Source organism: uncultured Marixanthomonas sp. (assembly GCF_963974425.1).
Lineage (GTDB): Bacteria > Bacteroidota > Bacteroidia > Flavobacteriales > Flavobacteriaceae > Marixanthomonas.
In genome coordinates this window covers 1-14454 of record NZ_CAXBCK010000010.1, presented here as the reverse complement: position 1 = coordinate 14454, position 14454 = coordinate 1, and the positions used below count along the sequence as shown (strand labels likewise).

The 14454-nt window shown below is 34.7% G+C and carries 9 protein-coding genes; 6 read left to right on the top strand and 3 right to left on the bottom strand.

Features of this window, described 5'->3' with window-relative positions; translation table 11 throughout:
- Positions 1-23 precede the first annotated feature (23 nt).
- Complete coding sequence (gene glmM, locus AACZ92_RS04010) at positions 24-1409, top strand: phosphoglucosamine mutase (RefSeq protein ID WP_339697385.1); 1386 nt, start codon at positions 24-26, stop codon at positions 1407-1409.
- A 263-nt stretch (positions 1410-1672) separates the two neighbouring features.
- On the opposite strand, the gene AACZ92_RS04005 is transcribed toward glmM, so the two are convergent.
- The gene (locus tag AACZ92_RS04005) at positions 1673-2542 is read right to left on the bottom strand and encodes a lysophospholipid acyltransferase family protein (protein ID WP_339697383.1); all 870 of its coding nucleotides are present in this window, start codon (positions 2540-2542) and stop codon (positions 1673-1675) included.
- A gap of 66 nt (positions 2543-2608) precedes the next feature.
- Between AACZ92_RS04005 and AACZ92_RS04000 the strand changes: the two genes are divergently transcribed.
- Entirely contained in the window at positions 2609-3259 is a 651-nt protein-coding gene (locus AACZ92_RS04000; RefSeq protein ID WP_339697381.1) for a rhomboid family intramembrane serine protease, read from the top strand.
- Positions 3260-3270: 11 nt separating this feature from the next.
- Positions 3271-3960, top strand: a complete 690-nt coding sequence (locus AACZ92_RS03995) for an SIMPL domain-containing protein (RefSeq protein ID WP_339697379.1) — start codon at positions 3271-3273, stop codon at positions 3958-3960.
- A 78-nt stretch (positions 3961-4038) separates the two neighbouring features.
- On the opposite strand, the gene AACZ92_RS03990 is transcribed toward AACZ92_RS03995, so the two are convergent.
- Complete coding sequence (locus tag AACZ92_RS03990) at positions 4039-5160, bottom strand: TlpA disulfide reductase family protein (RefSeq protein ID WP_339697378.1); 1122 nt, start codon at positions 5158-5160, stop codon at positions 4039-4041.
- 151 nt (positions 5161-5311) lie between these two features.
- Between AACZ92_RS03990 and AACZ92_RS03985 the strand changes: the two genes are divergently transcribed.
- On the top strand, positions 5312-7684 hold the full coding sequence (locus tag AACZ92_RS03985) for a GAF domain-containing protein (protein WP_339697377.1): 2373 nt from the start codon (positions 5312-5314) through the stop codon (positions 7682-7684).
- Here the strand turns inward: AACZ92_RS03985 and AACZ92_RS03980 are convergent.
- The gene (locus AACZ92_RS03980) at positions 7681-8889 is read right to left on the bottom strand and encodes a Pycsar system effector family protein (protein ID WP_339697375.1); all 1209 of its coding nucleotides are present in this window, start codon (positions 8887-8889) and stop codon (positions 7681-7683) included. The two genes, AACZ92_RS03985 and AACZ92_RS03980, sit on opposite strands and share 4 nt — an antisense overlap.
- 56 nt (positions 8890-8945) lie before the next feature.
- Here AACZ92_RS03980 and AACZ92_RS03975 point away from each other — a divergent pair, with 56 nt between their 5' ends.
- Positions 8946-12638 (top strand): phosphoesterase, encoded by a 3693-nt coding sequence (locus AACZ92_RS03975; RefSeq protein ID WP_339697373.1) that lies wholly within the window; start codon positions 8946-8948, stop codon positions 12636-12638.
- Positions 12639-12660: 22 nt separating this feature from the next.
- A partial coding sequence (locus AACZ92_RS03970) for a metallophosphoesterase (protein WP_339697371.1) occupies positions 12661-14454 on the top strand: 1794 nt, incomplete at its 3' end.

The following is a 14454-nucleotide window of genomic DNA, read 5'->3' as shown; positions in this document are numbered from 1 at the left end:
TATTTGCTTAAAAATTTGAACTCATGACATTGATAAAATCTATTTCGGGAATACGTGGAACCATTGGCGGTTCGCAAGGTGAAAATTTAACTCCAATTGATGCTGTAAAGTATGCAGCGGCTTATGGCAGTTGGGTGAAAAAACAACGACAGAAAGAAGAATACCGTGTAGTTGTAGGGCGTGATGCCCGTATTTCTGGCGAGATGGTTCAACAATTGGTTATGAATACCCTAGTGGGGATGGGAATCCACGTAATTGATCTTAACCTATCAACAACACCAACAGTTGAAATGGCTGTGGTGATGGAACATGCAGATGGCGGTATTATTTTAACAGCAAGCCATAATCCCAAACAATGGAATGCGCTAAAGTTATTAAATAAAGACGGTGAGTTTTTAAATGCTGAAGCCGGACAAGAAATCTTGAATATTGCTGAAGCCGAAAACATCAATTTCTCTGAAGTAGACGACTTAGGAGAAATAACTACAAACGATGCGTATATCGACTTACATATTGATGAGATACTGGAATTACCTTTGGTAAATGTTTCAGCTATTAAAAAAGCAAATTTTAAAGTGGTTGTCGATGGCGTAAATTCAACGGGTGGTATTGCAATCCCATTATTACTTAAAGCGTTGGGCGTTCAAGCTGTAGAGTTATTTTGTGAACCTACGGGTGAGTTTCCACATAATCCAGAGCCTTTAAAAGAGCACCTTACCGATTTAATGAAAAAAGTAGTAGATGAAAACGCCGATTTTGGTATTGTGGTAGATCCCGATGTTGACAGATTGGCTTTTGTAGACGAAAAAGGCGAAATGTTTGGTGAAGAATATACCTTGGTTGCCGTTGCAGATTATGTGCTACAGCACAATCCGGGAAATACCGTTAGCAATATGTCTTCTTCTCGTGCCTTGCGCGATGTTACCGAAAAACACAACGGAACGTATACTGCAAGTGCTGTTGGTGAAGTGAATGTGGTTCAGAAAATGAAAGACACGAAAGCCGTGATAGGAGGCGAAGGAAATGGCGGTATTATTTATCCAGAATTACACTACGGAAGGGATAGCTTGGTAGGAGTCGCTCTATTTTTGAGTCACTTAGCTGAAGAAAAAATTGCAGTAAGTGAACTCAGGAATCACTACCCATCATATTATATGAGTAAGAAAAAAATTGAGCTAACCCCTCAATTAGATGTAGATAAAATTCTGAAATCGATTGAAAGTAAGTATGCTTCAGAAGAAATTAATACGCTTGACGGCGTTAAAATAGATTTTGCTGAAAATTGGGTTCATCTTCGCAAATCGAACACAGAACCAATCATTAGAATCTATACGGAAGGGCCATCACAGAAAGATGCCGATACTTTAGCAGATCGCTTTATTACAGAAATTAAGGCGATTGCGGGGTAGGTTATGTTAGTTATGAGTTGATAAACTTTTAAGGCAAAACCCACATCTTAATTCAAGGGTGTCTGAGTGATTTTATGGTGCAAGTATAGCAATAAAACTGTCAAACCTTGATTCCATAAAATTTTATCGAAGACAATTCTAATTCGTCTGGCGGTTGCTTCGATACAATTCCGCTTTTCAGCGGAATCACTCAGCCACCTTTGGCAATAAATTGCGGCTAAATCGTCATTAGTACCTTGAAAGTTGTATCTTAAAACTCGTACTTACAACCGGTGCTTCCAACGTTTATGCGACCAGAGGTAAAACTCTGGTTGCTCTTTAATTTGGTTTTCAATCTCCGTTAAAAACATTCGGGTGATTTCAAAATCAGGGTATTCTTTTGGGTTTTCGGCAAGCAATTCAAAAGAAGCTTTATAATAGCCTCTTTTTATTTTTTTAATCTTTAAGTAAACAGCTGCGAAGTCTAATCTTTTAGCAAGTTCTTCGGTACCAGTAAAAACAGGAACATCAATACCCATAAACGTATCCCGATGTTTGTACGCGTTCTTTTTAGGGGATTGGTCTGAGAGGATAAGTGCTGCTGAGTTTATATTTTTTTTCGCATTCCTAAAAAGTAATGGTACTATCTTTTTATTGGTGATTGTTTCAGCCCCAAAACGTCCACGAATGTTTTTTACGAGGGAATCAAAATAAGGATTATCTAGTTTTTTATAAACCGCGTAACATTTATAGCTTGTTTTCTTGTTTAAAATCCCCATCCATTCCCAATTGGCATAATGACCACTCATAAGCAAAGTACTTTTTCCTTTTGCTTTCAACTCTTCCAACAGCTCTAAATTTTCAAACTGAAAGCGTTTGCTAATTACTTTTTCAGAAATAGTAAGACTCTTTATGGTTTCAAAAATAATATCACATAAATGCTTGTAAAAGCCTTTGGCTATACGATTTATTTCTTCCGAAGAATGGTCTGGAAAAACGAGATTTAAGTTGTTTTTAACTACTTTTTTTCGGTAGCCAATTATATAATATGTAATTATGTACAGTGCTGACGATTTGATATATAATAGCCACATGGGTAGAATAGAAACTAGCCAAAGTATGGGGTACAACAAATAATAAAGTAGCCTTTGCATAGGTGATTTTACTACAAAACTAACTAATTTTATTGCATAACAACCGTTTAATTTTACTGAAAAGATATGCCAGAACTTCATATTGCAACCATTATAATCATTGCAGCCAATGTAATTATCTCAATAAAAGGCTTTAATGATTTTTCTTTTTTTGAAAAGTATAAATTTAACATAGCCGGAATACGTCGCGGAGAACAAATACGAATGGCAAGTTCGGGCTTTTTACACGCAGATTGGTCACATTTGTTTTTTAATATGTTTACCCTATTCTTTTTTGCCAATGTCGTAATCAGTTCGGTTGGGGTAATCAAGTTTGTATTGATTTATTTGGCAAGTTTGATTGTAGGGAATTTACTGTCCTTCTTTTTTCATAAAGAAGAATACCATTACAGTGCAGTAGGAGCAAGTGGAGCCGTTACGGGGGTTTTGTATTCTGCAATTTTATTTTATCCCGATATGGGGTTGTACTTGTTTTTTATTCCAATCGCCATTCCTGCTTGGATTTTTGGCATCCTGTATTTACTGTATTCTATCTACGGAATGAAAAGTAGATTAGGAAATATTGGTCACTATGCACACTTTGGCGGGGCTATTGCAGGGTATGTTTTAACTATTGCATTTGCACCTATATTATTGCAAACGCAATTGTGGATTGTTGCCGTATTGGCCATTCCTATTATTTTATTATTTGTATTACATAAACTCGGAAAAATTTAAAAAAGAACATTATGAAAAAAACATTTCAAATTTTAGTTATTCTCTTAACAACTACTATGATGACACACGCTCAAAATACATCAACACCTACGGTATCAGTTACTGGCGAAGGGATTATAAATACTGTTCCAGATGAAGCTAACATAGATATTCGTGTAGAAAACACCGGAAAAGATGCAACCATAATTAAACAAGAAAATGACCGTACCGTTTCAAAAGTATTATCATTTATAAAGAAAATGGGTATCGATGAGAAAGATGTAAGAACAGAATACATACGATTGAACAAAAATTATGATTATAACAGTAAAACATATAATTATAGTGCGAACCAAGCAATTTCAATTAAGTTGAAAGATCTTTCAAAATATGAAGATTTAATGAATGGTTTATTACAAAGTGGTATTAACCGTATTGATGGAGTAAGTTTTTCGGCTTCAAATGAAGATGAATTAAAAGCACAAGCTAGAAAAAAAGCAGTTGAAAACGCTAAAATGAAGGCAGAGGAATATGCAAGTGTATTGAATCAATCCATCGGTAAAGCGGTGTTGATCAGTGAATTTCAACAACCCGATTATCCGCAACCAAGAATGTATAAATCGGCTATGATGGAAAATGACGCTTCTGGTGGTCAACAACCACTCGCACCCGGAGAAATTAAATTAAAAGCAACAGTAAATATTAGCTTTTTATTAAATTAGAATGCAAGTCAAATCAAATAAAAAGCCTTGAAACTAGTTTTGTTTCAAGGCTTTTTATTTTGTAGTATTAGTGTTTAATTATTCACTACCTAACAATGATTCCATTTTGGCCCCTAGAGCAGGACCGCGTAAATCTTTATCGATAATCTTTCCGTTTTCATCTAAAAGGAATGTAGCCGGAATCGCTCTAACGTTATATTGTCTTGCAATGGGGTCTTGCCAAAATTGTAGGTTTGATACGTGGTGCCAATCCATATTATCATCGGCTATGGCTTTTATCCATTTGTCTTTTTGTTTTTGACGGTCTAATGAAACACTTATAATGTTCAGCCCCTTGTCATGGTACTTTTCATAAACCTTAACCACATTAGGGTTTTCAATTCTACAAGGTTTACACCAAGATGCCCAGAAATCAATAATGGTATATTTTCCCATTGCATCTTTTAAGGATAATGTTTCGCCCTCTGGAGTAGGAGCACTAAAGTTTGGAGCTATTGAGCCGATATCTGCTTTTCTAGCATTTGCAATCATTGCTTCAACTTGCGTAACAATAGGAGAGGCAGCTACTTTTGGAGAAAGATTGTTTAATACCTCGCTTGCTTCTTCAGCATTCATCTCTTTACGAGAAATCATTTCAGAAAGAAGCATTACCGAAAAAAGAGAATTTTTATTGTTCTTTATAAATTCCTTTTTAAATTCAGTTTCTTCTTTTGTTAAAGCCGCATTTTCTTGCTGAATTTGTTTAATGGTAGCTACATCGCTACTTTGTTGAGCAGACCTAAACTCTTTCATTTGAGCTTGTTTCTTCTCGTTGATAGTTCGCATTTTTTCAGAAAAAGAAGTAAAAGCTTCATTTTGTTTTCCTCCAGAAACAAAAGAAGAGCCAATGCTGTCTTTATAAAGCGTGGCATTCATATCTTCGTTTTCAGGAAAATAAACAATATTTGCCTGAACACCTTCTACGTTAATATAGTTAACAGAAATGCTATCACTCTTTGGATACGTGCCCTCAAAAGTGCCATTTTTTATGGTAAGTGTGTCTATTACCTTGGGTTGGTTGCTGTCTTTGATACTGTAAACATATACTTCGGTGCCGTCATCAAAGTTATTGGCTGTGCCTTTAAGGGTGAATGTATTGCTATCACCTGCACAGGAAATCAATAATGTTGCTGTAAGTAATGTAACTAATAATCGTCTCATAATAGGTATATTTGTAAGCGCAAAAATAACAGTATTTGTTTCTGAAAAAAAATGCAACTCTCAAATTATTGTTAATTTGTTAAAACAATCAATTATTATAGAAAGAAAATTATAATTTAGAGTAAAATAATTAGCGGTTAATTAATTGAAAATGAAAACACAAAGCAGGGAATTTCCCTTAAAGATACAAGTAAGCTTCAGTAAGCTTTTTAATAAGTATCGCGCTCACCTGGATGATCCTCAAAGAATGATTAGGGATCGTGCAAAAGCTGTATTGGAAATTGCTGATAAGTATCCTATTCTAGAAGAAGGTATTACCACCAAGGCTGAATTTGAGAAATATGATGAACAAATCGATATTATTCTGGATGAGTTGTTTTCTTCTATATTGCAGGAAAATGAAATAAAGTTGGCCACTATTCCTTTTCAGGAATTCGTTTTTAAATCGTCAAAAAGATATAAAGACATCCTTGCAGCAGCTGGAAAGGAATATATACCACAGCTAACCAATTTTGATGATGACTATACCTATATAATGAGCTGTAGCATCATTTTAAATGTGCATTATGGGTATAATGTAGATTTTAAAAGCCCATTGCACTATAAAATACCAGATGCTGACGGTGTTACCCATACGTACCGTATTCTATATAATGGTGATTTTGTTGATCTAATACCAACTGATAAGGCGAAAGATATTACAAAAGAAGATGTTGAAGAGTTGTTAGATGGGTTTGACAATATTGCACTTTGGAAAGAAAAATTTCCTCCTGGAAGTTGGATTTTTAAAGGCTTTGTAATTGCCAATATGTTCGATGTTACCTTAGATGCTTCCATTTCAGACTTTAAATCCAATTTATTACGTAATAACCCCGAAACTGAAGATAACACTAAAACGTTTGAATCTATTTTCAAATCTATTTTTCAACTTCAAGACTTAAAAATTGGATTTTCAGAATTTAATGAAGAAGATCAATTGTTCGAAAAATTCATATTTAAGAACGTTGATAGTTTCATTCTAAACGATAAAGACAAACAGCATTGCCAAACAGCACTTTGCGATGCATCATACTACAAACTTTTTAAGCAGAAAGAGTTCTATTGTATATCGAACGTACCAAAATACCGTAAACTATATCCTGATAATATTTTATACAAAAAGTTACAGGATCAAGGCATTAAAAGTGCCATCTTAGCATCCATAGTGAATAAAGAAGATAAAGTATTAGGTATTTTAGAGTTAGTTTCGCCAAACATCAATGACCTTAACTCTATAAATGCCAATAAGCTACATACGGTTATGCCGTTTTTAGTAGATTCGGTGATTCGTGGAAAAAAACAAATTGAGAATAAACTCGAATTAATTATTCAAGAAGAATGTACTTCACTACACCCAAGTGTTCACTGGAAATTTAGAAAAGAAGCTAAACGATATTTAAACCAAATTGCACAAGGAAACCCAACTTATTTTAAAGAGGTTGTTTTTGAAGATGTACATCCATTATATGGACAAATTGATGTGAAAGGTTCTTCGGAAGCCAGAAATAATGCCACTATTAAAGATTTAATACTTCAATTGAAGCAAATTAAGGAAATTATTAATAAGATAGATAACCTTGAACCACTTCCTATATATGAACATTTGGAATTTAGAATTTCAAATTACCTTACAGAGCTTAAAGAAGGTTTGCAAGTAGATAGTGAGCGCCAAGTGTTGAAGTTTTTACGCATTGAGATAATTCCTTTATTTAAACATTTAAGTAGTAAAAGTGAGAATTTAAAGGGTTTAATTATAGACTATCATGAGCAAGTAGATGAAAACAGCGGTCTAATTTATAAATATAGAAAAGATTACGATGATGCTGTAATGACTATCAATAAGCGTATGGCCTCAATTATCGATAAAAAACAATTGGAAGCCCAAGAAATGTACCCACATTATTTTGAGCGCTTTAAAACTGATGGGGTTGAGCATAATTTGTATATAGGTGAAGCGATTACTAAACATAAAAGTTTTAACAAAGTATATTTATATAATTTGAGATTGTGGCAATTGCAGGTAATGTGCGAAATGGAAAATAGCTATTATAAACTTAAAGAGCAGTTGCCGGTGAAGTTAAATGTCGCTTCTATGATTTTAGCTTTTAACGGCTCCTTATCGCTTCGATTTAGAATGGATGAAAAACGTTTTGATGTTGACGGAACCTACAATGCCCGTTACGAAGTTGTAAAAAAACGAGTTGATAAAGCAAATATAAAAGGCACTGAAGAACGCGTTACTCAAGAAGGGAAAATCGTTATTATTTACTCGCAACGAGAAGATGAGAGAGAATATTTAAAATATATATCATTCCTTCAGCATAAAAGACAGTTAGATAAAGATGTTGAGATTGTAGAACTAGAAGACCTGCAAGGGGTTACAGGGCTCAAAGCAATACGAGTTAGTGTGTTGTATTCTAAAAATAAAGACAATAAAAAAGAATACTACACCTACGATGATTTAATTACTGAAATCAATAATTAAGACATTCTAGAACCGCCTAAATAGAAAGATATTGCAAAAGCTAGAATTGAAATAATAGTTCCTGTAACAAATATGGTATAGGTCCATCTTAAAATTCGATATTTTCTATCTAGTACTTTTCCTAAAAAATATAAATCTTTAGTAAGAGATGAGTACACATAATCTCTATCTTTCAATAATTCATCCATAGCCCATTCAAACTCTGAAAGTTCCATACGATGGAAGTTTCCGAAAAAAGCTAGATTTACACTCTTATTGTCAACATCTTCTTTGGTAAACTCACCTCTTGTGACATTAGGTCGTGTGGCAATTACTGAAAGAATCATAGTGACGGCACTAAAAATCACAAATATCGCTGTTGGAATTATTAAATAATCATTGGAAGGATTATCCAATTTTGAAAGTAAATTAGAAAGCACCAACGAAATGATAATAGCATTTACCGAAAGCAAAATGTTGGCTTTGGTATCGGCAATATCACTCAGTTTTATATGGTTTCTAAGCGCAGTTCTGTAAAAAGTTTGAATTCCGCGATCTACACTTTTATCCTTATACTTTGCTTTTAATTGCGCTTTTAACTCTTCTTTTTTAATCTTCTTCTTAATCTTTTTGTTTTTGTTAATTAAATCAGCAAGATTTTCCTGTTTGGTATTTTGCCAATTGTTTAAAGCATAAGAAGTATAAAATTTGTGTTTATTTATAAGAAGATCAATGTTTTCATCGCGCCATTCTTGTGGAGTATAATTTTTAATATTCTGGGCTATATATTCTTGCCTTAAAAATTCGCTGGCTTCTTCAAAATAATCTTTTCCAAAATGCGAAGAATCTGCATCGCGCATAATCTCTTCTAAGTGATCTTTTGGAGTTGTGTTTTTAAACTTGGTCGCTATGATGCATTTTTCAACACCATCGATTATATCTTTTTCAACATCTTTAGATTCTAAAAATTCGAGGGCAATTTTCACACTTTCTTCTTCATGTCCTTCACGTGTTTTAATGTATCCCGTATCGTGTAATATGGCAGCTAATTTAAGGATAGTAGCATCTTTAACAGAAATTTGGGAGTCTTCAATAATTTCGTTTATACTTTTATAAACACGTTTTGTGTGCGAATAGTTATGATAGACAAAGGTGTTGGGTAATTTCTCCTTAAAAAGATTAAGCACAAAATTATCCGCTGCTTCAATTATATCTTTATCGCTCATAAAAATTTCAGTTTTAAATATCCAAATTACTAAAAATACTACGCTTTAATTTGCTTATGAAAAAAATTAACATCTTTATAACTTTTGTAATCGCACTGCTGTTTTCTGCTTGTGCTACATACCAACCTCAATATTCTTCAACTAATAAACCCATCTCTACGGAAATGGCTGGAAAAGAAGTGGATAAAACCTTCTATCTTATTGGAGATGCCGGTTATATTTCCATAGGTGAAACAGAAAAAAACTTAGCATTACAATCGTTTCAGAAGTATATAGCTGAAAAAAATACAGAGAATGACAATCTGTTGTTCCTCGGAAACAGTTTTTATCCTGAAGGTCTTCCTGAAGATGAAACACCTGAAAAAGAACAAGCAAAACAAATAATTGAAAAACAATTAGAAGCTATTAAAGGGTTTCAAGGCACTGTAAATGTGTTGCCAGGAAACCTAGATTGGAAATCTGGTGTAGATGGTCTTGAACTGGAAGAAGATTTACTGAAAGAAGCTTTAAACTCAGATTCTGTATTAGAACCTAACAACGGATGCCCCATTGAAGAGGTAGATATTAGCGACTCTGTTCATTTAATAATGATCGATACGCAATGGTATATTGAAAGTTGGAATAAGCATCCAAAAATGAATGATAAGTGCCAGATTAAAAACCGAGCTAAGTTTTTAGTTGAACTGGAAGGAGAGCTTAAAAAGGCAAAGCAAAAAACCATTATTCTAGCAATGCATCATCCGTTGTACACCAATGGTAAATATGGAGGGAAATATCCTGCTAAAAATCATTTATTGCCAATTCCTGGTATTGCTTCTTTAATAACTCAAGTAAGAAGCCAAGGAGCAATATCTTCGCAAGATAGATATAATGAAGCTTACAACGAATTAATGGGAAGAGTTGAAGTATTAGTGAAAGACCACAAAAACTTAGTGTTGGTTTCTGGTCACGACCGTTCATTACAATACATTGAAGGAGCGAATGCAAAACAAGTGGTTTCAGGTTCTGGTGGCGATGCTACCGCTGCAGCTTTAGGTGAGAATGGACTGTTTTCCTATGGTGGGCAAGGTTTCAGTAGCGTTACAATTTATAAGGACGGTTCTACTTCAGTTGCCTTTTTTAAAGCAGAAGAAGATGGAACTTCAACTAAACTATTTGAAAAAGAAATAATCGCTTCAGAAAAAGAATACGATATTTCAAAATTACCTGAATCGTTTCCCAAAACGGTAAAATCAGCTGTTTATAACGATAGTTTAGTAAACCGAAGCAGTTTTTTCAAAACTGTTTGGGGCGATCATTATCGTAAAACATACGGTAAAGAAGTTTTAGCTCCAACGGTAGACTTAGATACATTGTACGGTGGTTTAACCGTAGAACGTGCTGGTGGAGGTCATCAAACGGTGTCTCTTCGGTTAGTGGACAAAGAAGGGCACGATTATAATATGCGAGCGTTAAAAAAGAGTGCTGTTCAGTTTTTACAGACTGTAATTCTTAAAAATGAAGTAATTGAAAGCGATTTTAAAAACACTTTACCAGAAGATTTAATCCTAGATTTTTATACGGCAGCGCATCCCTATGGAGCTTTCGCCATTCCAAAACTGGCAGATGCAGCGAAAGTATTCCATACCAATCCCAAATTATTTTACGTCCCTAAACAAAAGGCGCTTGGTAAATTTAATGAAACTTATGGAGATGAACTGTATATGATTGTTGAACGTCCTGACGAAGAATATGACGAAGCAATATTTGATTATGCTGAAGATATTATTAGTACAGACGATGTGCTGGAAGAAATCCGTGACGACGAAGAAAATAAAATAAACCAAAAAGCATACATCCGTGCTCGAATGTTCGATATGTTGATTGGAGATTGGGACCGTCATAATGACCAGTGGAGATTTGCCTTGCAAGAAGATGAAAATGGTGATAAGATTTATACACCAATTCCAAGGGATAGAGATCAGGTTTTTGCAAATTTTGATGGCGGATTGTTAGATGCGGTACGTGCTTTATTTAGTACGGCCCGTCAATTTCAAGTGTATGGCCCAGAATTAGAACATACCAAATGGTTTAATAGCGCCGGAATAAAACTAGACCGCGCCTTAGCTGAAAACTACGGAAGAGAAGAGTGGATGGCACAAGCAGAATATATAAAAGAAAATGTAACAGATGAAGTTATAGAAAATGCTTTTAATGACTTGCCAAAAGAAGTGCAAGATGAAACTGCTGAAGAAATTAAAGAAAACCTAAAAGGGAGACGCGATAACATTGTAAGAATTGCTTCAGAATATTACGATTATTTTTCAAATCTTCAAATTATTACAGGAACCGATAAAGATGATATTTTTGAAATTACTCGACTTCCTGAAGGAAAAACAAATATTAAAGCCTACAGAATTAAAGACGGTGATAAAGGCGACCTCATAATTGATAGAACCTTTAGCAAAGATGACACTAAAGAACTTTGGATTTATGGCTTAGATGACGATGATGTGTTTGAAGTAAAAGGGAAAGGCAACCGCCCTATTTTTATTCGGATCGTTGGTGGTCAAAACAATGATACCTACGATATTGAAAACGGAAGTAGAATAAAGGTTTATGATCAGAAAAGTAAGAAAAACACTATTAAAAATAAAGGTGGGGCTGCTTTTAGAATTACCAATAATTACAATTTCAATACCTACGACTATATAAAAGAAAATAAAACTATTAATCTCTTATTGCCAGCTTTTGGTTACAATGTAGATGATGGGTTTTTACTTGGACTTTCTGATACGTTTACCGTTCACGGTTTCCAAGAAAATCCTTTTAAACAAAAGCACAGTATAAAAGCGGGGTATTATTTTGCTACTGAAAGCTTTGATATAAATTATAGCGGTGAGTTTGCCAATATTTTTGGAGATTGGAACTTCTTAGTCGAAGGGCATTTCCGTAACCCAAATTTTTCTGAAAACTTTTTTGGCTTCGGAAATGAAACTGTAAACCTTGATTATGAAGAAGATCTTGGTAGAGATTATAACCGAGTGCGTATAGGAAGTTATGGTGGAGCATTAGGAATTAAAAAAGATGGCCGCTACGGAAGCACTTTTGAATTTAAAGCGAAATTTGAAGGCGTTGAAGTAGAAGATACCGACGAAAGGTTTATTTCAGATATTGGATACCCAGATGTTGAGGAAAGAAAATATTTCGCATCTGCTGAAGGTACATACACCTATGAAAGTTTTGACAATAAAGCTAATCCTGGTAGAGGGATGCATGCAAGCTTAACGGCAGGAGGAACTCAAAGCATTGATGATAGTGATCGTGTTTTTGGATATGTAATTCCGAAGTTAACTTTTTACAACGCTTTGACAAAAGACAAAAAAGTGGTTTTAAAAACCAAAGCAGTCGGACACTTTAATGTAGGAAACAACTTTGAATTCTATCAAGGCGCGCAATTAGGTAGAGACTATGGATTAAGAGGATATAGAAGAGACCGTTTCACCGGTCGTAGTGCATTAGCTGGAGGAGCAGATTTACGATATAGCTTTAATAGTTTTAGAACAGCAGTGACACCTGTACAAATAGGAGTATTTGGCGGGTACGATGTGGGTAGAGTATGGATTCCGAATGATACTTCAGATGTTTGGCATAATAGCTACGGTGGAGGTGTTTGGATTAATGCTGCCGATTTGTTAAGCGGTACGGTAAATGTTTTTACTTCAGATGAAGGTGTTCAGTTTTCTTTCAAAGTAGCTTTTTCAATGTAAAATAAGAATACTATTATTGTGTATGCGTTTCAAAAAGAACTCTCTTTTTTTAATTTTAATTACTATAGTAAGTGCGTGTGCTACTTATGAACCGCAGTATAAAAATCTAGAAGAAAAACCTTCTTTTCCAGCAGATAGAAAAGTAGAACGCACTTTTTATTTAGTAGGTGATGCAGGGATTTCACCGCTAAATAGAATGAGTGATGGTCTTACTATTTTCAACAATTACATAAAGAAAAACCCAACTAAGGCTAGTGATCATGCTATTTTTTTAGGTGATAATATCTATGATGATGGCATGCCAGCAGAAGGGCATCCCAACAGGGAGATCAGCGAATATTACATGGACAACCAGTTTAAAGCACTAGAAGACTTTAAGGGGCAAACCTATATTATTCCTGGAAATCATGAATATTATTCTGGAGGGTTAGTTGGGCTTAAGCGTGAGCAGGAGTATGTTCAAAAACATTTAGATTCTTTGGCTTTTCAGCCTACAGGGGGATGCCCGTTAATAAATTTTTCAGTTTCAGAAAATGTTGAATTATTAATTATTGACTCCCAATGGTATCTTGAAGACTGGAATAGTGATCCAGACTTCAATAAAAACTGTGAAATTAAAACGCGTGAAAAACTGTTTATTGAAATAGCCAATGAACTTGAAAAAAATAAAAATAAAACGGTTCTTTTTGCGATGCACCACCCTATGTTCACCAATGGAACTCACGGTGGCTATTTTGCGTTAGAAAAGCATTTATACCCTACACAGAGTAAGTTTCCCTTACCTATATTATCATCTTTAGTGGTGCAAATACGTTCTCAGGGAGGGGTTTCAGTTCAAGATAGATATAATGAACTTTACAACAAACTGATGAATCGTTTGGCCGCTTTGGCTAAAAAACATGGTCGAGTGGTTTTCACGTCAGGGCATGAACATACACTTCAACACGTAGAAAAAGAAGGATTGGTACAAATATTATCAGGTTCTGGAGGTAAATCATCATACGCAGCTTTAGGACAGAATGGTGTTTTTAGTTATGGAGGACAAGGTTTTGCCGTTTTTGATGTTTTTGAAGATGGTTCTTCCTTTGTAAAGTATTATGGTGGAACGGAAGACAACCAACCAAAACTTTTGTTTCAGAAAGAAATATTTCCTTCAAATAAAACATACCCAGCCTCTGTATTGCCTAATAACTATGAGCCTACTAAAGAAGTTGCTATTTACGAGCAAGATAGCGTTAGTGAGGCATTGTTTTTTAAAACCATTTGGGGAGCTAAATACAAAGACGCTTATACCAATAAAGTAACTGCAAAAATCACATCATTAGATACGCTTTATGGAGGACTCAAAGTGATACGAGAAACAGAGAATGAAGAATATAATGCTTTAATTTTGGAAGACACCAAAGGGAATAGGTATCGTATGCGAGCCTTGAAGAAGAATGCTTTAGAGTTTTCTCAAAAAATAGTTTTTGAAGAAGACACAGAGTCACAAGAGATAGATAAAGAAGATTCTAAAGTTACACCTAAAAATACATTTGGGGTAGATTTTTATACTGCAACTCATCCATACGCACCACTTGCTCTTCCTACACTGGCAAAGGCCGCAAGGATATTCCATAATCAAACAGAACTCTTTTATATACCCAAGCAAGAGCAATTAGGCGTTTACAATGAAAATTTTGGGGATGCTCTTTACTTACTTACAACAGAACCTGCTGAAAGCACGCAGGGTGAGCCTCTTTTTGAGTATCCAGACGATATTGAAACAGCAGATGATATCCTTATAAAACTTCGAAGAGGTCGTGAAGTATCAATA

Coding starts and splice junctions, on each gene's coding strand:
- glmM (WP_339697385.1), top strand. CDS start 24: ATGACATTGATAAAATCTATTTCGGGAATACGTGGAACCATTGGCGGT.
- AACZ92_RS04005 (WP_339697383.1), bottom strand. CDS start 2,542: ATGCAAAGGCTACTTTATTATTTGTTGTACCCCATACTTTGGCTAGTT.
- AACZ92_RS04000 (WP_339697381.1), top strand. CDS start 2,609: ATGCCAGAACTTCATATTGCAACCATTATAATCATTGCAGCCAATGTA.
- AACZ92_RS03995 (WP_339697379.1), top strand. CDS start 3,271: ATGAAAAAAACATTTCAAATTTTAGTTATTCTCTTAACAACTACTATG.
- AACZ92_RS03990 (WP_339697378.1), bottom strand. CDS start 5,160: ATGAGACGATTATTAGTTACATTACTTACAGCAACATTATTGATTTCC.
- AACZ92_RS03985 (WP_339697377.1), top strand. CDS start 5,312: ATGAAAACACAAAGCAGGGAATTTCCCTTAAAGATACAAGTAAGCTTC.
- AACZ92_RS03980 (WP_339697375.1), bottom strand. CDS start 8,889: ATGAGCGATAAAGATATAATTGAAGCAGCGGATAATTTTGTGCTTAAT.
- AACZ92_RS03975 (WP_339697373.1), top strand. CDS start 8,946: ATGAAAAAAATTAACATCTTTATAACTTTTGTAATCGCACTGCTGTTT.